Origin of the sequence: Neobacillus niacini, from assembly GCF_030817595.1 — a bacterium.
Classification (GTDB): Bacteria; Bacillota; Bacilli; order Bacillales; family Cytobacillaceae; genus Neobacillus; species Neobacillus niacini_G.
On sequence record NZ_JAUSZN010000001.1, the window covers coordinates 1,608,159 to 1,630,783 of the forward strand.

Below are 22,625 nucleotides of genomic sequence, written 5' to 3' on the forward strand. Positions count from 1 at the left end.
TTATCCTGCGTCACTTCTGATAAAATGATTCACCACATGATTTCAAAATACTTCATGTGTCCTGTTTTCTATGGTGATTAGCTAGTTTGGGCTTCATGAACTCTTCATGACGACCTTTTTTCCAATCCTTTCAAAAGTTTAGTCTTCATAAACCCTTCGTGAGGACCTTTTTTCCATTCCATTCAAAAGTTTGGTCTTTATAAACCCTTCATGACGACCTTTTTTCCATTCCATTCAAAAGTTCGGGCTTCATCGACCTTCTATAAGGACCACTTCAGGATTTTTCACCTTAACTTTGGACTCCATAACTCTGCTTTTCCTTATGTTTACGACGGATCGCCAATTCTATTAATTTGGAATATCCTACCATAATTCTCATAGACTTCAAATTGTCTTTTCTATGTAATTTAACTGTAATACTATTCTATTTTTTTAATTCATAGGAATAGATTTAAATACATAAAACCAACTTGGAGGACTAGATTGATGAAAAAACTAATTACTTTACTAACAATTACCGCATCACTACTTTTTGCTTCCCCCGCTTTTGCTTATATGGTTAAGCCTGGAGACACGATGTCAAGTATTGCTAGAGAGCATCATTTAACCCTTCAGGAATTAGCTGATGAGAATCCCCAAATTTCCAATTTAAATCTCATTTACCCGGGTCAAGAGATCAATACAAATAAAACTATTAGGTCTAATGAACCGAAAATAGAAGAACCTGTGAACCTAAGTCTATCAAACCAAGAAATAGATTTGCTTGCACGATTAGTTAGAGCTGAGGCCCAAACGGAACCTTTAGAGGGGAAGATTGCCGTCGCTTGTGTAGTTCTTAACAGAGTCGAAAGTCCCCAATTTCCAGACACCATTAAGGAAGTCATTTATGCCCCTGGTCAATTCCAACCTGTGCAAAATGGTGAAATCAATAAGCCAGCTGATGAGGAATCGATTCAAGCGGTACAAGCCGCTCTTACAGAACAACGACAATTGGCTCCCGGAGCCTTATTCTTCTATAATCCAACTATCGCCACCAGCCGATGGCTCGATTCAAGAACAACCACTCATGTAATTGGACAACACGTCTTTAAAAAATAGCAAAAAGGACCGGCTTTGGTCCTTTTCTCAAAATCATTTATTAATGATTTTCTTATCTTTACCATAAATAGTCAGCTCATATGGATCATTTCGTACTTCAGCTGTCTTTTCATGTGTTTGGATAAATTCCGTAATTTCATTTTCTATTTCGTCTGCGAGCTGTTTTGCATCGGGATCCGTGGATTTAAGCGAGATTTTCACTTCAATTTGCAACGGCAGTGGATGAAAGGAATAAGAAAGGCCCGTTACTTTAAAAGCTTTATTCTCCATTAGTCCGCCAAAAAGAATACTGATAATATCATGTTTCCCCCATCTTAATTCTTGTTCCCGTGCAGCCATATCGATGCTGGTAATTCTATATTTAAATTTACCATATTCTTTGGTAAGCTCTTTTAATTTTTCTTTTAATTCCGGAACCCTTTTTTCAGTATTTGGCAATGCAATATACATAAAATTTTCCATACTATTAATTCGCACTTCTATAGGGAATGCCGGCTGGTAATTATTCTTCTTGAGCAGATCAAGCACTTTTTCTTCCAGCTCCATGCTTTTGCTCATATATTCATTTTCCTCAGGGGTAGGTTCCGTAGGCTGGCGTAATACTCCCCTATTTACTTCAATATCATACTTCCCAAAATTTTGTGCGACTAATTCACTATTTATTTTTTGGATAACTTTGTCCTTGACTGATTTTACTTCCTCTTTGGAGCCTAGCAGCTCAATTTGAATCTCTCTATCTGTAACTGAAACATCTAATCCATTAACATCATACTTATTTTCACTTATAACATCGCCTATCACTTCATATAAGGCCATTTTGTATTGCTCTTGCTTTATAAATAAACTAAAGTAAGGAATTTTGGCTGCTACCTTTGCCATACCTAATGAAAAATGGGTAGAGCCGATTAATAGAAAAAATAAAGCTGCTGCTGCAACAGAAGAATAGCCCCATCTTTTTATCAGCCTTTTACGACCCTTCCTTTGAGGCTTTTCCGGGAGATTCTTAATCACGTCCAATACATTTTTCTTATGTTTATCCTCAAAACGTAATTGAGAATTCTTCGGATATTTTAACTTATCCTCCATAACTATGCCTCTCCTTCAAAGAACATTGTAATAATTTCTTGGCCCGATGAAGCCTCGTTTTTACGGTATTAGAATTAAGTCCTAGTAATTCAGATATTTCATTGACCGTTAATTCTTCGTAGTATTGAAGGATAATAACCTCTCTTAGCTTAATTGGCAGTGCTAAAACCTTTTCAAATATAATTTCTTTTTCTTCTCCCTCAAGGATTTCCTCCTCAACCGATTGTCCCCCGCTTGGAAAAATGGAACGAAAAAAGTCTTGGTAACTAATATTACGATAAGACCAGGTTCTAAAATAATCCTTGCATTTATTTACGGTAATTCGGTACAGCCATGTTTTGTACGAAGCTTTATTTTGGAACGTCTCCAAACTTTTATAACAGCTAACAAACACTTCCTGTGAAATATCTTCTGCCAATTGTTTTTGTTTTACATATGTAAAAGCAAGCCTTACCACCATATCTCCATACTCTTCCATCAGCCAACTTAGTTGATCTTCTTTTGTTAACTCATGGATTTCTATTGGTGATGAAGTTGTTTCTTTCTTTTTCACAAGCATTCATAACCCCCCTCTTTCCAAAAACTTAGACGAAGCAATCCCCTCATCAGTTCCGTAATAAAAATCTTTTTTCCTAAATTATGAATGAGTTGAATCCAAATCTCGAATAAAAACGCCTGTCATGGCAACAAAATAGAATGAAAGGATGTGTCACATGTCGAATGAAGTCATTATAGAGGAGCTAAATACCTTATTAAGGGGAACATATATGGGGATTCGATCTTTTGAACACTATATCCAAAAGGCTGAAGATGATGAATTAAGGAAGGTCTTTCAATCCATGCAGCAGGAGGTTAAGCTGAATGCTCAGAATCTTGCTGAGCGGATTCAAAATCTTGGCGGTGTCCCAGCTGACGATGAAGGCTTCTCTGGTTCTATGCATAGTTTTATGCACAAAGCCATGCTTCCAGATGATTCAAAGGAAATGATTGAAGACGCTTTGAAAGGCTTAGATCAATATGGAGTTCAATATTCTGAAGAACTTGTCAGGGGTGACCTCGACCCTGAAAGCAAGCTGCTTGCCGAAGAAGTCATTGACACAAGCCGTAAACAAATCGAACAGCTGCAACATTTACTTCACTAGTTTTGAATCGAAAAAAAAATGACGTGTGCTTTATACACGTCATTTCTTGTATATTGATTACTTCTCCAGCTTGGAGTACTACAATCCCTAGAATCATTGTAAACACAAATTTGTTCATTCGATCACCTCTGTCTTCACACTAACGAAAGGAATTATAAATAAAAGAAGCTATTGCTAACAGAACTGAACCACTTATAAATCAGCCAACAAACAATAAAAAAAACGCATGATCATGATCTTTTTTTACCTTTTCTCTATAGGATCTCTGAATTTGTCTTTGTTTTAAATCGAACCAGCCCTTATCCTTTTTCATTCTTTCACCAACCTAATGGCTTTTTATTATTAGACGGAGAAAAGGATAATTTCGTTTCAACTTTCTTCCAATCACACTGACAACTATTAAATCTAACTTTTTGGCAAAAAGAAAAGCCGTCATGAGACAGCCCCTGTTAGATTAATCTATCAATTTTTATTAACTAGTAATTGTAAAACCTAAAACCATATCCTTTTATAATAATCATACTCATATAAATCCATATTCTCGTCATTATCTTTTTTTGGGGCACACTCTTCACAAGGTTCTTCTGACTTGTTATGTTCACATTGTTCGAATAAAAGTTCCATGGTTTGTTTCCCCTCCCCTAGTTCTTACTATTATTATAATGTAAACGGTTACAAATGTCTCCTATTAAATACTGGAAATTAAATAATATAATAGTAATAATTGTCTGAAGGGGCTTAAAAAATCCCCTCACTTTTATAGATTCATTTTAAAGTACTCTTGGGAATGATAGCTTCTAAATCCACATGATTCATAGAGCCTTAAGGCGTGGGCATTTTTAGCCTCAACCTCTAGAAAAATGGACAACCCTTTTTCGTCCTCCATTTTTACCACATTCGATAATGCTTTTCTGCCGATTCCTTTTCCCTGGAGTTCTGGAAAAACAGCAAATCCATAAATCCAGGCTTCACCATTCATTTCGGAGAGTCGCATTTTCCCTGCAATTTTTCCATCTATTTCAATAATTAATCTTAGATCCGTATCAAGGTCTTTATTTTCTTGCTTATACTGGCGTGCTTCCTTTTCATTTAACCCAAAGCATTGTACATCAAGTTGAATTTCCGCCTCAGTATCTACTTCCGAAATAGACGGTCTTACCATAATAGAGTGATTTTCATGCAATTCCGTTTTCTGCCATTTCATTTGATACTCTACCATAGATAATTCGCAAGGGACAATCTTTAAAAACTCCTTGGCTGATTGAGATTTGCTTGGAGCATTTAACAAAATGGTTCTAGCCTCACGTTTCTTTGTTTCCTCATGTGCTTCTTCAAGCAGCTTTGAAAAGATTCCTCTTCTTCGGTAATCCGGGTGTACCATTCCGCAGATTTCTACCTTATTACCGAAATAATAGCTTCCAAGGAAACCAACAAGCTTGCCATTTTCATAATAAAAAAAATCTTCCTTACGATTGTCAGACCTGTTTTCAAGCATATCAAAATTAAGCTTCAGCTTAAGCTGCCCTTCTTCCTCACAAATTTCCTGAAGCACTTTTATATTCTTCAATTCTTCTTTCGTCAGCATTCCTTAATGCTCCTTTTTATCGTATTTATGGATTAAACCAATCCATGGATGTCCTTCTGAGAATTGTTGCTGCAAAGATAATGTTAGCCATTCTTTTTCCTGTGTTGACAGAATTGGAAGCATGGTTTGAAGGTCCATGAAATCTTTTTCTCGAACCTTTGATGAACCTCCCTTATACAGAAGTTGGATTTCTGCTCTTAAATAGGGAGTACCTTCATTTGTCCATACTATTATTTCGTTCAATGGCTTTTTGATTGACTTATCTCTTCGATAAATCCATTGGTTTTCGAACGTATCTACTAACATTACTTGAAAAGCCCATGGTGAATCTTGATTTTTGCAAACCCAAACATCTGTCGTGTCGGTTAAGAACTCTCCCTGTACCCAAGGCATAAGAACGCCGTCTTGAGCTTTATATAATTTCCATTCCCTGCTTAAAAAATCGTACGCAGATTCTTGTTCGTCTCGAAGGATGATTACATCGATATCACTATGTTCCCTGCTCTGTTTACCTAAATGTAAATCTAATGCCCAGCCCCCTGCCAAACTCCAGGTAATAGGAAGATCAGAAAAGAGGTCAGCTATGTTAGAAACCGTTAATGGCACCCAATTCTCATAATCTGTTCGCAAAAAATGATCACCTCTAAATTTGGTTTCCATGGAACACTTTTAAAATAAATTCACGCTCAGGGACCTGCAGGGTGTGATAGGATTTTAAAAATGCAGTTTTATCGTATGCCGCTTCTTTCAAACTCACATCTACAACATTATTAATAACGGTTATGATTGCATAAGGAGCAAGTGGTTTATGGTTACAGCCCAACGATCCTGGATTAAGGTATACTGTATGCTCCCCGGTATAATAATGAAGCGGATGATGATGACCGAAACAAATCATATCAGCCTTTTTATCAAAGAATAATGTCTCCATGTTTTCCGTACTAGGTTCGACAATGGAAGAAAAATGGTCCCTGCTGATAGGGACATCTAGTTTGCTATTTTCAATCTGGTAATGAATCAATAGAATGGAATAACGATCGATCGTGACATTCAGCAACCTGGGTAATTGCTCTAATGTCGTTATAAGGGCCGGGTTTAATCTATCTAATAGCCATTGATGATGGTCTTTTACCGGTAAATGACTTTGAGGATATTCCTCACCCTTAGCCAAGGCTAATATGGCTTCATCATGATTCCCTGTTATCATCGATACATCACTTCTAGAAAAAAGCATCTCTAATACCTCATTGGAATCAGGACCAATGCCAAGCATATCCCCTAAACAATAGATATGGTCAACATCTTTGCGTTCGTCAATTTCCTTTAGAACCGCTTTTAATGCAGGTGCATTTCCATGAATATCGGTTAAAACCGCAAAACGCTTCATACTATTACTCTCCCATTTAACTATTCTAGTCCCCCGTGGTATTTATTATAATTGTATTATTCTAAATAATAAAACAAAATAATAGCTCTCTATGTAAAAACGCTTATGGATAAAACTCCATGTGTGTCTTCTCATGTTTATAATAATTCAATCTGTCCTGCAATGTCCCTGTATGGAATTCAAATTTATGACCGTCTAGATCTGTGAAATAAATAGATTTTTTATCTTTACTATCTCTAGAGCGGCCAGTTAATATGTTGACACCCAATGTCTCTAATTTTTCATACATTCGTTCATAATCTTCTTCCTCAATTGAAAAAGCAATATGTGTATAGGACTGAATTATTTCATTACGAGGTATATCCTTCTCAACATTAAGTGCCAGCCACATTCCATGTAAATCAAAATAGGCTGTACTCCTCCCCTTGACTAACAACTTTGCCTCAAACACATTTTCATAAAACTTAATTGATTTGTCCAAATCGCTCACAGAAAATAAAAAATGATTTAAACCTTTTATCATCCCTGTCCCACCTTCCTTGCCATATAAAAAAGGATAGAATTGGAATCTACCCTCCTTAACTAATTTACTTTTCCTGTTTATTATTTTCAATACCTTCTTTTTTTCCTTTTGATAATGTTCTACGGTCACTGGCTTTCGGAGGTTCTTCCATCCAGCCATTTTCAATCATGAGATTCGCACCATCTTCGGCAAATCTAATCAATTCAGAAATCATCGCCATATATTTTTCAGCAATGTCTGCTCTCGATGTTACACTTAATGCTGTCCCATAAAAGGCAATAGCAATCTGTGACGACAGTTGGACTTGATACATCATCCACTTATCTGAAAAGGGTGAGGTTGTCGAACTGGTAACATGCGATTGCCAGGACACAGGAGAATTCAACTTTTCCTCACGAAAGATTTTCTCGAATGCGGCAATATGTTTAGTGGAAATCTCCATTCCTCTATTGATATACTGCCGAACTTTCTTCGAAGCGGCCACTTGGCTAAAACCAACCTTTAATGCGACATGCATTTGCATTTTGTTCATATTAAAAGTAATATCCCCTATTTCAATCCCGGTTAAAGGACGCCGTTCGCCAAACCATCCTGTTAAAAAACTTTGATGTTTTACGAAGTCGATATCTTCAGACGGCGTCAGGACAGCAGGCCTTGAAAATAGCCCTTTCGTCAGCAGACTATCGATAACCTTCTCAAAAAGCACCATCGTTTCCGAGTTACAGGTGATATAGTATTTGCGAAGATCTGCTCGTATGGACGTACTGAGAGATAGAGAGTACCCTGTCAGCCCTTGTAATGTCATTATGTAAATATAGAACAGATAAAAAGGATCTTGAAACAAGCGGGGAGCATGAATATTCACATCCTCCTCTGTAAATCCTTTTGGGATGGGAACACCTTCCCCTGCAAAAAACTCCTTTACATTTTGCACATGACCTTCTGAAAGCTCTAATGAATGTTTGTAGATTTCAATAATATCTTCGTCTTTTATGTGTTCAAGTGCATATTTAATAAAACCGATCGACATTGTTTCAAACATAAATTGAGTCCATAAACTTGAAACCTCTGGAGCCGTTAAAGATATTCGTGTTGGTTCCATCACTCTCTCCTTTTACGTTAAAAGATCTTCCCAAAAACGTTTATTTAGCTGACAGTTCATCACGATCAATGGCTTTTGGCGGCTGTTCCATCCACCCATGTTCAATCAATATATTTGCCCCGTCTTCTACAAACAAAGAAACCTCGGAAAGTGCTTTCAAATACATTAAACCAATATCTCTACGTCCATTTACGGCCATTGAGTTTGCGAATGACCGAATTTTAATCGCAAACATATCTACTTTGTGAAATACCATAAGTCGATCCGAAAATGGCGAAAAAGTAGACGCAGTCACCAAATGGTCAATCTGGGATGGAAACGGCAAATTTTCCTTATGGAGTTTATCTTGAAAATGCTGAACTTCCCGATCGGTTATCGCTTTACCTCTTATAAAAAATTGTCTCACTTTCTCCTTTTTTGCCACTTGGCTAAAGCCAATTAATAGAGCTTTACTCGTAATATTGTTCTCAATATTATCATAAAGATGAGTGATTTCGAGCGCATGTAATTGTCGAACATCACCGAAAAAACCATTCAAATAGTTTTCCTTTTTAATAAAGTCGACTTGTTTTGGCACTGGAATAGCTGGAGGTCTCATAATATAGCCTTTTTCAATCAACACGTTGTTAATCTGCCCCAGCAGAATGGTCGTAGTTTCATTACAATGGATGAAAAATTCCCGTATGTCTTCCCTCATTACCAACGGAATGGCAATGGCATATATACTCATTCCCGCTTTGGCAGCATATTTCAAATAATGCACATAAAATTGATCTTCAAATAAGCGAGGGGCACCTAGATTTACGTCCTCTTGTGTAAATCCTACAGGAATTGGGAAGTCTTCTTTTTTAAAAAACTTCTCGATTGTTTGCATAAAGTCAACTGTAAGGGCAAGACCATTTTCTAACAGAGTCTTGATATCCTCTTCTTCAATATGCTTTAGAAAATACTGCAAGATCTTATGAGACATACTATTCCCTACATAGGTAGCCCAAAGTTTTCCCATTTCCACAGCAGTAAATGGGTTTTCTGGAGCTAATTTATCTGAGCTAATGTTAATAGGCTTCATTAAATCCATGTTTATTCCCCTTAACCTTATTTTCCCTTTAGTTTTTTCCACAATCCGTAATATATTCTCATTTCTGTTAATAAATCGGTACTTTAAAAAATATGACAAAGAATAAAATGATTGGAATGGAGATGATTAATGCTGCGATGGGACGTTTATAATGTAAAAGCAGCATCGAAAAAATGATTAAATTGAATAAAACGGACCATGCCATTGTCCATCCGTTGTGATGCATAACCAAATCAAAAAAACGTAAATTTATGTATTCTACTAATGAAAATAAAGCCACCCAGAATAGTAACCACAAAACCATTTTCATTGTCTTTTCTGGTAAATTTCCTAGAAAAATTAACACCGTTGCAGGATATGCCACGAACATGATTAATAATGAAACCGTTAGATGATTAGGCAGAAGATTTTGACCAAAGATCGTCTCCTTGTACTCCCACATCATATAATTTTTACATAGAACATTATAAAGCAAATCACCAAACCAAAAGAATAGAATAGTGGAATGGTATTTAGTCCAGTTCCTCCAATCACCCCATTTTAATCCGGCAATGAGAAACAAGCTATTCAACAATAAGTGCACCTCATCAGCTCCGTTTTTTCTTGTTGGAAATCATAAACCAACACTCGATGTTAAAGTTATGTTAATACTATATATTGTTATCTGGAAATAAATTGGATATTCCGTGATTATGTAATTTATCTTTCATGATAAAACGAACAAAAAAGCGCTTCTGCATGTGACAGAAACGCTTGAAACAAACTATTATCGTCCCTAATTGAAACAGATGGGATATTTATTAAGACCGTTGCGCCCTTATAATTTCTAGATATTGTATATCGCCTAATCCATACTCTCTGAAATTTTCTAAGAGGGAGTATACAAGTTCTTTTTCCGTCATATTTTGGTTCTTCTTAATATATAACATTAGGTTACTGTCCTCATGAAGATAAGTTAAATACAACTCAATGCCTTTCCTTAAGGGTACTAGATGGATTGATTCAGGGAGCGTTTTATTAATCAATACTTCTACATAGTGTTCGTAATAACCAGCTGCCATTAATGTGTAATTTCCCATAGGTTCAAACTTATCACCAACAATATTCAGGTTAATGGGCTTAGTGTGACCGTTTTTGTCAAGCCAAGCAAGGATTGTGAGGATATTGATTTGACAAAACATATCCTCGTCAAACCATAGTTCTATGTTTGTAAAACTTTTGCTAAAGAGCGGCTTTAATGGGTTTAAGGTAGTATCAGTATATTTTTCTCGAGTTACGTGATGAACCTTTGCACGTTTTTCGATGAATTCCGGTGTGAAGAGGCCTTCTGTTGTTTCCCCAGAACACATTGCTTCGTTAAAAGGAATCATCTTTTGACCTTGGAGGAAATTGTTCCTTTTAAAAAAATCGTACATTGCTTGTCCATTTAATATATGTAATGTTGTTTCTTCAACCATCGCTAGCAAACCTACCCTTTCTTTATCCCTTAATTAAGCATCCTTATAAAGTTATTGCTTCAATAGTTTTTCCATGACTACTATGTTAACTGAGAAATTATTAGAATTCGTAACTATTTCCTCTTTCGTAACGGTATAACCAATAGATTGATATAAACGCACATTATGAGTCAGGCTGCTTCTCACTTTACATAGCAGTTTATGAATTCCCTCTTTTTCAGCATAATCCTCGAGCCAAGATAGCATTGATTTTGCGATTCCTCTTCCTCTGGCATAGGGTGGAACAGATACTCTAGAAAAATATAATGTTTGACCTTTCGTATTAAATCGTAAAGACCCAAATGGATTCCCATCCATGTAACATACTATAAACTTTTCTAAACCATTTCGAAATGAATCCCTTAACGTATCAAGCGGTTCATTTATCGCACTTGAAGGAACTTCAAGATATCGATACTCTTCAAATGCCTCCTTCATTAGTTTGTGCGCAATAACAATCTCCGCTTCATTTCCCAATTTTATCATTTTGTTTATCCCCCATTAATCAAAAAACTTCTCTTTAAATATTGGGCTAAGTTCACTCCACACATCAAATTTATTTCCATCAGGATCATAGAAAACAAAGTTTCTTCCGCTATGTCCTCTGTTCTCAATATCTCCCACTTTAATTTCTTTTTCCTTAAACTCCCTATGAATGTCTTCAAGAGCTTTTAGTCCATTCACTTCAAATGTGAGGGAGAAACACTCTTCCCCGTAGGAATTATAGAAGTTAGCACTTTGATTCTCCTGTGCCTTTACAAGGAAAATACTTTGATTGGCAAAATCCAATATGGCTTTGTCTTTATCTTTATAGTTTAATACTGCTCCTAATTTGGTTACATACCATTTTGATGAAAGGTCTACATTTCTCACTGGTAAATAGATAGTACCCATCCTAAGTAATTTATTTTCCATCATTTTCTCCCTTCAAGCAAAAACATTTATCCCCTTTAATACGTTTTTATGGTTAAAGCCTCATTTAAAATAACATTTGACAGTCCATAATCCTCAGACTATTTACTGTTTTGTCTCCTTTGATAACACTCTCCTATGAAAAAGGTGACAATAATCGCGATGATAAATGGGATGACAGAACCACCTGTCGAGAAACCGGTTGTAGTTTCTTCATAATACCGAAACATTAACCATTCGATCTGAAACTTATAGCCAATGGAAAGCAGCGAAAAACTTATCAGAAAGAATGATATTAAACCTAAAATCACTGTTTTCACCAAAACAAATACAGCCCCTCATGATTTTTTTATTTTAAACATAAGTTTAATGCAAACTTAGGATGAAAAACATAAAAGAAAAAATAAAAAAGAAGGTTAGAACCGAACCCAAGATTGTTTGATTATGAGTACTTTTTTCTTCTTTTGTGTTTTTACTAAAAAAAACAAAATTAACAAACAACAATACTCCCAGCAATGAGGTTACAAACATAGGAAGAAGTATTTCCAGAACATTCTACCCCCTTTTTTGTCTAATCTATAATCTTATTCGCTTTATAACTGAAATTTTCCTTTTTCCACCATTTAAAGAATAGACAAATGGTATTTAAACTTGGTAAGATGTCTAGTAACATAATTCATTTATTGAAAAAGGAGCTACACATAATGTTTTTGACAAAGCTTCAACCAGAGGAGAAAGAAGCGTTTCTTGAGTTAGCATATCTAATGGCCACCATTGATGGGAAATTCTCGGTATTTGAAAATCCTGTTATCGTGAAGTATCAAAAGGAAATGGATCTTGATGATTATAAAATCAAAGGCTTAGCGATTGATGATATTCTTAAGGTTTTTAAAGAGGAACGCTCGAAACATATTGTTCTAACTGAAATCCTTCGCTTAGTATATTCAGACGGAATTGTTCATGAAACTGAACTTGAATCCATTACTTTAATTAAAGAGCACTTTGGTTTCGATGCAAATAAATATGCTAATTTCAAGGATTGGATTGAAGGAATCAAAGAATTAGCTAATTACCCAGAGCATGAATAGATACTGAATGAGAAAAAGCAACGCTAATGACGTTGCTCTTTCTCATTTTTGACCTTTTCGCAAAAGATAAAGGTTTTTCTTTATTTCTTTTTCTACACTCAGAAAAAATTTCTCTATTCCCTTGTTTGCCCCTCCACTTATGACTCGCTCTGCTGCACCAGACAGGGTTCCTGAGACTTTCACTTCGGCTCGTATATTGAGCTGTGTGCTTCCCTGTTGGTCATTGAAAAATATCTCCGCGTTGCTGCTGATCTCCCCTAAATTACCTCTTCCTTTCAGAAGCAATTGAAAATAAGACGGGATCTGTTCCTTTTCCAACCTAACCTCGAGTGTAAAAACATCTTTTAATGGACCTATGTTAACGTCAATTTCGGCTTGATATAATCCCTTTGTGCTTTGAACAAACAATCTGCAGCTTGGGAGTGCACTTCCTAAAATTTTTTCATCCTTGATGTACTTCCAGACTACCTTTATCGGCAAACCAAAAGTATGCTGGTATTCAATTTTCAAAGGATCCCCTCCATTTTGAAGGTCTTTAAGTTAAAATACCTACTTAACTAATATTCATTTTACAAATGAATATTCAAAATTTATTTTTAAAGTGAGAAGGGACCCCTTTAAACTAAAAAGACGATAACCAATGTCATCGCCTTTTTAACGATATTCAATTTCTTCGTCTGATCGATACATGATATAAAATGGATAAGTTCCATCATAATAGTAGCCTGTTTCATTATGATACCTTTTGGTTTGTATCATGGATGGAAATCCTTGTTGTGTTAATTTACGGCGCAGTCTCCCGACATTTGTAATATACGTGTTTGGAATAATCGTATCGACGACCGAGAAATCATGCCTTGTGGCTGGCACATCTTCTGAACTATTTAATAGAAAGTAACTCAGCATATTTCCTTGATCCTGAGTAAGTGAAGCTTCCTTCCCGTTAAAAAAAACCATAATGGTCCGATCACTAAAATAAACCAGCAGAGTGTCATGCGCCGGCCGGGCAATTAGTTTCTCACATTCTGCTTTCGAACAAGTCGTTCTTCCCTCTTTATTTACCTTATAGAACGCATGGCGCATTAAATATTGTTCATTTTCTATTAAACTGCTGAACAATGGAGATAACTCCTGTTTCGGTATTTTCTGCGTCTTCGCTAGTGGTAATTGATTCATTTTTTCATACGTTTCCTTGGCAATATGCAAGGCACAATTGGTTAAGTACAAATGGGCATTTAACTGTTGCTGTTCATTTAATTGATAGAGATGCTGTTTATGGTAATGGTCATTATCTAATGCGCTTTGGAAATATTGAATCGCTTTTGTATATTCATTAAATTTATAGGATAAGAAACCAAGTCGATAGGCTGCCAATGGATTGGTTTTATCATACTTTAACGCTTCCTCCAAGCAGCGAGTCGCCAAGTAATCATCTTTTTGATATTCGGTCTTCAAATACGTTCCATAATGAATGAGACAGTAAATCAATTTCCTTTTTACATAATCTAGCGAACTTTGAACATCCTCATTACGACTCCGGACAAGCTGGGAGAGTTTTCGATACATTTCCTTGTACACTTCAATTTTCATAGAATAATTAGAAAAGCCATGCTCCTCTTCCTGCTCATTCAGTTCTTCTTCAATCTCTTCTAATTCTTCAATGGTTTTATCTATTAAACTCATTATTGTCCCTCCCCCAATGAAAGATTAGATCCACTCAAGTATTTCTATACGATTGCCAAAGGGGTCAGCTGTATAAAAACGATTGGCCCCAGGAAGGTTATTGTCTTCAATCACTTCTACTCCGTTAACGCTTAAATGTTTTTTTAACGCTACAATATTTTCCACCTCAAAGGCAGGATGCGCTTTTTTTGCTGGTGCAAATGGTTCCTCTACACCAATATGTATTTGTGTACTACCATTTCGAAACCAAACTCCGCCGCGCTTTTTCAATTCTTCTGGTTTCTCCATTTCCTCAAATCCTAGAATATCTATAAAAAACTTCCTCGCAGAATCTTCACAACCTTTTGGAGCAGCAAGTTGAATGTGATCAATGGCTTTAAAACGATACATACAGAAACTTCCTTTCAAAAAAAGTTTATTATATACAATTTTCGCCACATCTTGATAAATTCCTTCTATTCCCTACATGAAAACATTTTGCAATTATCCCAAATAGCCCTATAATCAAACTATCTTATTAACCGCTTGAAAAGAGGACAATGCATTAAAATACACTTCCGAACATGACAGTATTGGTGTCAAAACATATGAGGAAGACCATAAAGTTATACTAGAAATCAGTGACACGGGGATCGGAATCAAAGAAAAAAATATTCCCTTTATCTTTGATCGTTTTTACCGTGAAGACAAAGCACGGACGAGAGAATCAGGCGGAATAGGGTTAGGTCTTTCTATTGCCAAATGGATTGTCTTCACTCACGACGGAAGTATTAAAGTCAGCGTCAATGAAAATGGAGGCACGACATTTAAAATAAAACTACCCATGTAAATAAACAATGTAAAAATAGCCGAACTCAGAAAGAGTTCGGCCTTTCTATTTTTAATATGGATCTGCTTCATGTCCCATTTTTTTTGCCTTATCTGTCGCCTCATCTGCTTCAGCCGTGCTTGTATGTGTGGTATCGTTTCTCATTTCCATCGCATTTGCTACGCCTTCTTTGACACGTCTTCCATAATCCTCGTCTGCATTCGTAAAATATTCAATCATTTTATCCTGAATTTCTGTTCTGCAAACTTTGAGTGCGTCGACCAAATTGCTGATGAGCTCATCTCTTTCCCAGTCCTCAAAACTCCTATATGGTTACCAGCTTGTCCAAAATCATTGGTGCGGTCAATTTTTTCACAAACCAATTTGTCATTATAGTGTGGTTCATGAACTTTACCTACCTGTTCAGCTTCTTTTATACCTCCAATAACGGAAGGCTCATAATTGGTGTGCGGACTTTGACCTGGTGCCAAATCTACGTGATAGGACATTTGCCCGCCCCGCTGATTGGTTGCCACCCGCTTTTTAGGTGCATTAATAGGAAGCTGTAAATAGTTCGTGCCTACGCGATATCGCTGTGTATCTGAATACGAAAACGTCCTGCCTTGAAGCATCTTATCATCTGAGAAATCCAAGCCATCCACCAATACTCCCGTACCAAACGCAGCCTGCTCTACTTCATTAAAATAATTTTCCGGATTTTTATTTAATACCATTTTACCGACTTTTAAAAAGGGGAACTTGTCAGTTGGCTGGATTTGTCCCTCTTGCTATTATTGGATCCATCTTGATTGGAGCCGTCTTACTTGTCTTTATTAACAAGATAAAGATTGAAAACCCTTATTTATTAGTTGTTCGATACAATAGCACTTCGATTGAAAAATCACTGGAACATTTTATTGCTCGACATGCCCTAAAGCATTCTCTTAAATCAAAGTCTGCGATGCCAGGTAATGATTTTGAAGTAACCTATGAAATAAGAGTCAAAGATCATGACCTAGATTTTATTAATCATATTTCTAGCATGGAAGATGTAAAATCAGCGATTATGTTAAGCTATGACGGCAATTTTACTGCTTAATGTTTATTGAAACACAAAATAGAATGAGCAAAATCAAACGCCTAGAGAATAATAGCTCTAAGCGTTTGATTTTAATTATTTATCGTGACTATTATTAATTTTTTACCATCCGTTTCACACATGATAAAACTTACATAGACTAATGATGACTTTCCAAATTATTTATCTAGGGAGATGACTGTAATTTGTATAACCCTTACCAATATAATCCTTATCACTTTAGTCAAACTCAGCAATATAACTCAAACCCAAATAAACACACGGTATTAAGAACTGTCGAGCCTTTTGTGCAATATGGATTAAATGAAGCAAAACACACTTCTTATGCTCATGCATTACGAGAGGTTGCAGCTATTACCTACCTTATGGGTATGGGATATGATCCTAACATGGCCCACAGGATCGTTGAGTCTTGGGAGATCAACGAGGTATTTTATCCAGGGCAAAGATTTAATTCCTAGCCAATCAAAAGGTAATAAGGTAATAAACAAGACCAAATCGGATGTGATTTGGTCTTTCAACTAATAAATACAAATGATGTTACACCGCAAAAGAGGAACTACTCTCGCATAGTCTTTTAAACCACTAATTAACTTTTATTCATCTTCATCTTCTTCATTTTCATCTTTATCTTTATCTTTATCTTTATCTTTATCTTTTTTCCCCTTGTTTTTTTCCTTATTGCCCTTTCCATTATATTTCTTTTGATTTTCTTTTTCTTTTTCCTTCTCCTGCTCTTTTCTTGCTTTTTCCATTACTTCTTTTATCTTTTTTATTTCATTTTTGTATTTTTTTTCAATGCCTGATAAGGCAAATTTTTCATCAGAAAGCTCTGACTTTGCTTTTGATAGTATTTCTTTAAAAATAACAGGTGTGGTTCCACTGCTTGATGTACCTAAGTAATGAGTTTCATCCGTCTGATCATACCCAAGCCATACAGCTCCTACAACATCAGGCGTATAACCAACAAACCAATGATCCTTTGTACCCGCGTCGTTAGCAAAAGGCAGCTGAGTGGACCCTGTTTTACCAGCGATATCAATGCCATCCATAAAAGCCTTCTTCCCAGTACCCTCTTGTACGACACCTTTTAGCATGTAGGTGATTTTTTGCGCGATTTCAGGATCTGTTATTTTCGTAGACTTGTTCTTCCATTTCGCGATCACCTTTCCATCAGCATCTTCTATTTTTTGAATGGAGTGTGCCTCTGCCATGGTTCCATCATTTGCAAATGCAGAATATGCTTGTGCCATCAATAAAGGCGAGGTTCCTTCATGCATGCCACCAAGTGCAATTCCTAGAGAATGGTCTTCTTCTTGTAACGAAATACCGAACCGCTCTACTGATTTTGTCCCCTGCTCCAAACCTATTTCATTTAATAACCAAACCGGAGGCACATTGTACGAATTCACGACAGCATCATACATCGTTACCTCGCCACGGTATTGCTTATCAAAATTCTTTGGCTGGTACCCTCCAATATTAAGCGGACTGTCTTGTAATAAATCAAAGACTTCGTATCCTTGTTCTAATGCTGGTGTATATACTGCCAGAGGTTTCATCGTTGATCCAGGCTGTCTCACTAATTGTGTAGCCCTGTTAAAGCCAAGTAAAGTATGTTCGCCTCTTCCACCAACAAGCGCTTGAATTCCTCCACTTTCAGGAGCAATAAAAATCGCACCGCTCTGAAGAAGTTGATCGCTTTGACTAGCTGGAAAGAGATTATCATTCTGATAAACTTCTTCTGTCGCCTTCTGGATGGTTGGATTTAACTCTGTGAAAATATGAAGTCCACCTGAAAGAACTTCGTTTTTTGTCAGCTTATATTTCGTCATTGCTTCTTCAATAATGTGGTCCACATAATAAGGGTATTTTCCATCATACTCGTCTTCTACTTCTTCCTCTTTTAACACCACCGGTTGTTCTTTAGCCTTTTTAACATCAGATGCACTAATATATCCTTCCTGTTCCATCAAAGATAAAACAAGATTTCGTCGCTCTATAGATTTTTCCATATTCTTAAATGGTGATAGGATAGAGGGTGCTTTAATTAAACCAGCGAGCATGGCAGATTCACTTAAGGTTAGTTCACTTGCTTCTTTCCCAAAGTACGTTTTCGCAGCTCTTTGGATTCCCCATGCACCCTCACCGAAATAGATTTGATTTAAGTATCTCTCCATAATTTCGTCTTTTGAGTAGGTTCGTTCAATCTTTTTTGTAATGATGAGTTCCTTTATCTTTCGAGTATAGGTTCGTTCATGAGTCAAAAATGCATTCTTAGCCAACTGCTGTGTAACGGTACTACCGCCTGCAACAATATCTCCACTTAACATATTTTTGACAAAAGCCTTCATAATCGCAAAATAATTGATTCCACCATGATTGTAAAAACGTTGATCCTCGGTAGCGACCACTGCATGTATCACTTCTTCCGGGATTTGCTTAATTCCTACACCTTCAATACTCGAGTTGGAAATTTTGCTGGCTATCTCGCCATTTTGATCGTAAATAATCGTTGGCAGTGGTGCCGGCTTATTTAATTTACTAACATCACTCGTCCAGATGAAGATATTTACGACAAGTAAACCACATAAGGCAACTATTATTCCTGCTATAATCAATTTCTTAACTAAACTCTTATTTAAAAACTGGCTCCAATCCCGTTGTTTAGACGCCTTTCTTTGCTGTCTTTGTTCCATTCGTCCCACGTCTTTGACCACCTTTAATTCTACTAACTGCATTTATCTTTTTACATATTGCTCTATTTTAAAACGAAATTTATTAAAGTTAATGAGAAATAAGCCTTACATTCTATAGGACTAAAATATCATTATCAATAAAAAAAAGAGCATACCAATTATTATTGGCATGATCTTTTTTCGTTACCTTATGTTATTGATTAGTGGTTGGTGGTGTCTGGCTGCCATCTGGCGCTTCTCCTGTAGGAGGTGTTTGTCCACGATCAGGTCTTTGACCTCCGCCTCTCATGCCTCCGCCTCCAGGACCGCCGCTGCTGCCGGTTGTCACACCGGATTCATTAAGCCACGTTACAGAGTCCGAAATCGTAAATTCTACTACTTTGGTACCGCCAGTGTAATCTCCATCACTGTAAAGACCATCTGCCTCTTTACCTGTTGACGTTCCCCCAGAATAAAGCGTATAATCCTTATCCTTTTCGAGGTTTGGTGAGCTGATAAATACTGCTTGATAATCTTTCTCCGGTGCAAAGGTTGCTACTGTGTTTCCATCGCTGTCTTCAAGATGCAGGAGTGTACCTGCTGCTTGTGTTTCAGGATAGGTCATAACCATAGCATTCTGGATTGATTGTTCTGATGTAGCCTGTAACATCCCTGCACTACCTGCTGCAATCAAGAAACCACCCGTCATTTCAAAACTTTGATCGTAATCAAGTGAACCATTGCCATTGTCTGTCGGACCATTAACTAAAACGGTACCAGCAGTCATTTGGATCGCACCATTGGAATCGAGTCCATCACCTGCCGAGTTAACGGTAACAGTTCCACCTGAAATCGATAATAAATTGTCATCCGTTTCAGTGGATTGGAAGTCTATCCCTGAACCGTCATTTCCGCCGCCAACATTGATCCCATCGTCACTTGCAGTAACGTCAATTTCACCATCCGCTATACTTATGACTTTACTCTCAATTCCTTCATAGCTTTTGGTAATGTTTATTTTTCCACCTTTTGTAAGAACAGCTGTATCTCCATGTATACCATCATCTCCTGAGGCAATCGTCATTTCACCGTCTGTGATGGTGACGCTATTGTTGCTGTGTACGGCATCATCAGAAGAATCAATCTTAAAGCGTCCCCCACCGATAGCCACATCTACCGTTGCTTTTAATCCTTTTGCACTATCAGTTTCTGTTACTGTAGTGGTTGTCGTTGTGGTTTCATTGCCAGTTGGTCTCATATCATTTCCTTTCGTTGCTACCGTTTCTGGGCTGCCGCCACCAGAAGAAATGGTATAGTCTCCATCAGCAATTAATAAAGAGCTTTCAGCTTGAATTCCATCACTACTTGCTGTGATATCATACCTACCACCCTCAAGGGCTATATTTCCTTTCGACGAATCTTTATCATTGGATGACTTGATTCCATCTCCGCCGGCCACAATGGTAATCGTTCCTTCCTTAACTCCCACCACATCTCGTCCCATTAATCCATCATCTACTGAATCAATCTCAATGGTACCGCCTGTGATTCTTAATTCGTCTTTACTCGTTATTCCATTATTGTAATTTCCATGGACCGTTAGTTTACCAGTACCATTAATCGTTAGGTTGTCCTTACTAAAAAGGGCTGCATTCGGCTCATCAGATGAATCCTCTAGCACATATTCGGTTCCATCCGATAGCGTATTATCCGTACCTTCCGGAAGAGATACAACGGTTTTTCCTGCATTTTTCACATAAATCGGAGCTTGATTGCTACTGTTTATTGAGGCACCATTTAATACGAGCTTAACAGTTCCCTTATCTTCTGCATCGACAATGATTTGACCGTCATCTAGATTACCGCTAATAACATATACTCCTGCAGCCCTTAGGGTAACAACATTATTCGTTACTAACACTGCTCCTGTACCATCAAAGCTAGCACTAGCTCCATTTAATTCAATATAAGTTGGATATTCATTTTCCCAATCCGTGTAAAAATCGTCATCGCTATAGGAAATAGTTTCACCTATAACTGCACTAACCTCTTTATCTCCAATTGTACTTAACTCCTCCGTGTTTACAGCTGCTATGGTACTGGATTCGGTTGTCGAATCATTATTCTGACTGCAGGAAAACAAAAGGGTTGAGCATACTATGATAGAACCTGCTTTTAAAAACATTGATTTTTTCTTCACTATATTGTCTCCTTTTTCTATTTCTAACAAATCCGGGGTTTTGGTATTCATGACCATGGATTCATTTTATAAAGGAAACCTTAAACAAACCTTAACAATAGAGCCCGATCAATGAGTAGGATTAAGTAAATTACTATACATATATTTATTTTTAAAGGAAATGATGGAAATAGGTATCCGCTAATTGGAGGTCATATAATGGAAGTAGACAAGAAAGTAATGATTACAGCTGCAGAACTTGCTCAGCTTTGGGCTCAATACATGAATGACAGCGGCAGCGCTTGTGTTCTTACATTTTTTTTGGAAAAGGTGGAAGACCCAGAAATAAAACCTATTATTGAATTTGCATTACAATTATCCAAAAAACATATTGAAAAACTAACGGTCCTTTTTAATGAAGAGGATTATCCTGTCCCTTATGGTTTTAATGTAGATGAGGATGTTGATTTAGCCGCTCCGAAGTTATATTCAGACAGCTATGTTCTTCAATTTATCCACCAAATGTCAAAGATTGGTCTTACCACCTATTCAGCCAGCGTGGCATCAGCGGTACGATCCGACATTACAGATTATTACATAGAATGTCTTTCTGAAACGATGCAATTGTACAAAGTATCAAAGGATCTTTTATTGGAAAAAGGACTGTATGTAAGGTCTCCTCATTTACCAATGGAGAAGGTGGAATTTGTCAATAAGCAAGCCTTTCTTTGGGATGCAATCGGTGAAAAAAGACCATTAATTGTCGCGGAAGTAGGCAATCTATATGCAAACGCCCAGCGTAATATTTTAGGAACAGCTACTCTGATTGGATTTAGCCAGGTAGCGAAGGACAAGGAAGTTATTCAATTTTTGCTAAGAGGGATCGACATTGGTAAGAAACATATAAAATTGTTTGGAAAGAAATTGGAGGAATGTAACCTCCCTGTTCCGGCTAGCTTATCTGCTGAAGTCACAACAAGTACATCGTATACATTTTCCGATAAATTGATTATGTTCTTTACGGCCGGGTTAATTGGCTTAAGTATCGGTTATTACGGTACTGGTGTCGCTCAAAGTCCTCGGCTGGATTTGGGGGTCATGTATAACAGATTATCATTAGAAATTCAATTGTATTCAGAGTATGGCGCTAATATCATGATCAATCATAAATGGATGGAACAACCGCCAATGGCTGTAGATCGTGGTGAGTTAGGAACCGAAAAAACGTAAATGTACATGGAAAAGGCCGGTAATGTAACCGGCCTTTCTTGTGTTTATCTAAGTATTTATCACTTTATTGTTGTAGTTGGTTATCTTGGTCCATCTTTCCCTTTGCCAGACTACTGGTTTCAATATATTTGTATTCTTCCTCTAGGTCACTTAAGGTCCATTCATACAAATGTCGATCTTCTTTTTTGAACACACCCACTTTAAGCAGTTTATCTATAAGAAATTGCCTTCTTTGCTGGACTGCGGTTCGAAGAATGTTCTTCATACCATGTCACCTCCAGTTTTTTTAATGCTCCTAAGTTACCTATCCGATTGTAAACTTTTCCTTGGTGGGTGTGTGTCGATTTTTAGCATCTTTACCTACTCTTAAAGCAAACTTCATCTTAACTTAATAAATGATAATAAACTGTATTTTTATTAATGGTCTATGGTTTAGCCAATTTTTGATATG

Annotated in this window: 26 protein-coding genes and 2 pseudogenes; 7 read left to right on the forward strand and 21 right to left on the reverse strand. The window is 36.9% G+C overall.

Annotation, left to right across the window (positions count from 1 at the left end):
• Positions 1-486 precede the first annotated feature (486 nt).
• Entirely contained in the window at positions 487-1,098 is a 612-nt protein-coding gene (locus QFZ31_RS08060) for a cell wall hydrolase (protein ID WP_307302306.1), read from the forward strand.
• A gap of 33 nt (positions 1,099-1,131) precedes the next feature.
• On the opposite strand, the gene QFZ31_RS08065 is transcribed toward QFZ31_RS08060, so the two are convergent.
• Positions 1,132-2,184, reverse strand: coding sequence for a DUF4030 domain-containing protein (locus tag QFZ31_RS08065; protein ID WP_307302307.1), 1,053 nt, complete (start codon positions 2,182-2,184; stop codon positions 1,132-1,134).
• Positions 2,174-2,743, reverse strand: a complete 570-nt coding sequence (locus QFZ31_RS08070) for a sigma-70 family RNA polymerase sigma factor (protein WP_307302310.1) — start codon at positions 2,741-2,743, stop codon at positions 2,174-2,176. Before QFZ31_RS08070 ends, QFZ31_RS08065 begins: the two co-directional genes overlap by 11 nt.
• Before the next feature lie 154 nt (positions 2,744-2,897).
• On the opposite strand from QFZ31_RS08070, the gene QFZ31_RS08075 reads away from it, so the two are divergent.
• On the forward strand, positions 2,898-3,326 hold the full coding sequence (locus QFZ31_RS08075) for a DUF2383 domain-containing protein (protein WP_307302312.1): 429 nt from the start codon (positions 2,898-2,900) through the stop codon (positions 3,324-3,326).
• A gap of 492 nt (positions 3,327-3,818) precedes the next feature.
• Here QFZ31_RS08075 and QFZ31_RS08080 read toward each other — a convergent pair whose 3' ends face one another.
• From QFZ31_RS08080 to QFZ31_RS08135, 12 genes are all read right to left on the reverse strand, one after another.
• Positions 3,819-3,950, reverse strand: a complete 132-nt coding sequence (locus QFZ31_RS08080; RefSeq protein WP_307302313.1) for a hypothetical protein — start codon at positions 3,948-3,950, stop codon at positions 3,819-3,821.
• A 133-nt stretch (positions 3,951-4,083) separates the two neighbouring features.
• A complete protein-coding gene (locus tag QFZ31_RS08085; RefSeq protein WP_307302315.1) occupies positions 4,084-4,911 on the reverse strand; it encodes a GNAT family N-acetyltransferase in 828 nt (275 codons plus the stop codon).
• Positions 4,912-4,914: 3 nt separating this feature from the next.
• A complete protein-coding gene (locus tag QFZ31_RS08090; RefSeq protein WP_307302316.1) occupies positions 4,915-5,541 on the reverse strand; it encodes a nucleotidyltransferase domain-containing protein in 627 nt (208 codons plus the stop codon).
• Between the two features lie 13 nt (positions 5,542-5,554).
• Positions 5,555-6,298, reverse strand: coding sequence for a metallophosphoesterase family protein (locus QFZ31_RS08095; protein ID WP_307302318.1), 744 nt, complete (start codon positions 6,296-6,298; stop codon positions 5,555-5,557).
• 103 nt (positions 6,299-6,401) lie between these two features.
• Positions 6,402-6,821, reverse strand: a complete 420-nt coding sequence (gene fosM, locus QFZ31_RS08100; RefSeq protein WP_307302320.1) for a FosM family fosfomycin resistance protein — start codon at positions 6,819-6,821, stop codon at positions 6,402-6,404.
• A gap of 64 nt (positions 6,822-6,885) precedes the next feature.
• Positions 6,886-7,923 (reverse strand): DUF3231 family protein, encoded by a 1,038-nt coding sequence (locus tag QFZ31_RS08105; protein WP_307302323.1) that lies wholly within the window; start codon positions 7,921-7,923, stop codon positions 6,886-6,888.
• A gap of 40 nt (positions 7,924-7,963) precedes the next feature.
• Positions 7,964-9,001, reverse strand: a complete 1,038-nt coding sequence (locus tag QFZ31_RS08110; protein WP_307302325.1) for a DUF3231 family protein — start codon at positions 8,999-9,001, stop codon at positions 7,964-7,966.
• Between the two features lie 67 nt (positions 9,002-9,068).
• Complete coding sequence (locus QFZ31_RS08115) at positions 9,069-9,572, reverse strand: CBO0543 family protein (protein WP_307302327.1); 504 nt, start codon at positions 9,570-9,572, stop codon at positions 9,069-9,071.
• A gap of 229 nt (positions 9,573-9,801) precedes the next feature.
• Entirely contained in the window at positions 9,802-10,458 is a 657-nt protein-coding gene (locus tag QFZ31_RS08120) for an AraC family transcriptional regulator (protein ID WP_307302328.1), read from the reverse strand.
• Positions 10,459-10,509: 51 nt separating this feature from the next.
• Entirely contained in the window at positions 10,510-10,983 is a 474-nt protein-coding gene (locus tag QFZ31_RS08125) for a GNAT family N-acetyltransferase (protein WP_307302329.1), read from the reverse strand.
• A gap of 15 nt (positions 10,984-10,998) precedes the next feature.
• Positions 10,999-11,412: a VOC family protein gene (locus tag QFZ31_RS08130; protein ID WP_307302331.1), complete on the reverse strand. Its 414-nt coding sequence runs from the start codon at positions 11,410-11,412 to the stop codon at positions 10,999-11,001.
• A gap of 98 nt (positions 11,413-11,510) precedes the next feature.
• A complete protein-coding gene (locus QFZ31_RS08135) occupies positions 11,511-11,732 on the reverse strand; it encodes a hypothetical protein (protein WP_307302332.1) in 222 nt (73 codons plus the stop codon).
• A gap of 381 nt (positions 11,733-12,113) precedes the next feature.
• Between QFZ31_RS08135 and QFZ31_RS08140 the strand changes: the two genes are divergently transcribed.
• A complete protein-coding gene (locus QFZ31_RS08140) occupies positions 12,114-12,497 on the forward strand; it encodes a hypothetical protein (RefSeq protein WP_307302333.1) in 384 nt (127 codons plus the stop codon).
• Between the two features lie 42 nt (positions 12,498-12,539).
• On the opposite strand, the gene QFZ31_RS08145 is transcribed toward QFZ31_RS08140, so the two are convergent.
• The 3 genes from QFZ31_RS08145 to QFZ31_RS08155 all read right to left on the reverse strand — a co-directional run bounded on the left by QFZ31_RS08145 (position 12,540) and on the right by QFZ31_RS08155 (position 14,570).
• Positions 12,540-13,007, reverse strand: coding sequence for a CoxG family protein (locus QFZ31_RS08145; protein WP_307302334.1), 468 nt, complete (start codon positions 13,005-13,007; stop codon positions 12,540-12,542).
• Positions 13,008-13,151: 144 nt separating this feature from the next.
• The gene (locus tag QFZ31_RS08150) at positions 13,152-14,180 is read right to left on the reverse strand and encodes a hypothetical protein (RefSeq protein WP_307302335.1); all 1,029 of its coding nucleotides are present in this window, start codon (positions 14,178-14,180) and stop codon (positions 13,152-13,154) included.
• Positions 14,181-14,204: 24 nt separating this feature from the next.
• Positions 14,205-14,570, reverse strand: a complete 366-nt coding sequence (locus QFZ31_RS08155) for a VOC family protein (RefSeq protein WP_307302336.1) — start codon at positions 14,568-14,570, stop codon at positions 14,205-14,207.
• 157 nt (positions 14,571-14,727) lie between these two features.
• Between QFZ31_RS08155 and QFZ31_RS08160 the strand changes: the two are divergent.
• Positions 14,728-15,009, forward strand: a pseudogene (locus QFZ31_RS08160) (sensor histidine kinase); the annotation flags it as partial.
• A gap of 51 nt (positions 15,010-15,060) precedes the next feature.
• On the opposite strand, the pseudogene QFZ31_RS08165 reads toward QFZ31_RS08160, so the two are convergent.
• Positions 15,061-15,758 (reverse strand): annotated as a pseudogene (locus QFZ31_RS08165) (catalase); the annotation flags it as partial.
• Here QFZ31_RS08165 and QFZ31_RS08170 point away from each other — a divergent pair.
• A complete protein-coding gene (locus QFZ31_RS08170; protein ID WP_307302337.1) occupies positions 15,755-16,087 on the forward strand; it encodes a hypothetical protein in 333 nt (110 codons plus the stop codon). The pseudogene QFZ31_RS08165 and the gene QFZ31_RS08170 overlap by 4 nt on opposite strands.
• A gap of 185 nt (positions 16,088-16,272) precedes the next feature.
• Positions 16,273-16,548 (forward strand): hypothetical protein, encoded by a 276-nt coding sequence (locus tag QFZ31_RS08175; protein ID WP_307302339.1) that lies wholly within the window; start codon positions 16,273-16,275, stop codon positions 16,546-16,548.
• Positions 16,549-16,683: 135 nt separating this feature from the next.
• On the opposite strand, the gene QFZ31_RS08180 is transcribed toward QFZ31_RS08175, so the two are convergent.
• Together QFZ31_RS08180 and QFZ31_RS08185 are read right to left on the reverse strand one after the other, a co-directional pair.
• Complete coding sequence (locus QFZ31_RS08180) at positions 16,684-18,786, reverse strand: transglycosylase domain-containing protein (protein ID WP_307311433.1); 2,103 nt, start codon at positions 18,784-18,786, stop codon at positions 16,684-16,686.
• 193 nt (positions 18,787-18,979) lie between these two features.
• Positions 18,980-20,965: a carbohydrate-binding domain-containing protein gene (locus QFZ31_RS08185; protein WP_307302340.1), complete on the reverse strand. Its 1,986-nt coding sequence runs from the start codon at positions 20,963-20,965 to the stop codon at positions 18,980-18,982.
• Positions 20,966-21,163: 198 nt separating this feature from the next.
• Here QFZ31_RS08185 and QFZ31_RS08190 point away from each other — a divergent pair, with 198 nt between their 5' ends.
• The gene (locus QFZ31_RS08190) at positions 21,164-22,174 is read left to right on the forward strand and encodes a DUF3231 family protein (protein ID WP_307302342.1); all 1,011 of its coding nucleotides are present in this window, start codon (positions 21,164-21,166) and stop codon (positions 22,172-22,174) included.
• Positions 22,175-22,238: 64 nt separating this feature from the next.
• On the opposite strand, the gene QFZ31_RS08195 is transcribed toward QFZ31_RS08190, so the two are convergent.
• Positions 22,239-22,439 (reverse strand): Fur-regulated basic protein FbpA, encoded by a 201-nt coding sequence (locus tag QFZ31_RS08195; protein WP_179600286.1) that lies wholly within the window; start codon positions 22,437-22,439, stop codon positions 22,239-22,241.
• Between the last annotated feature and the right edge of the window lie 186 nt (positions 22,440-22,625).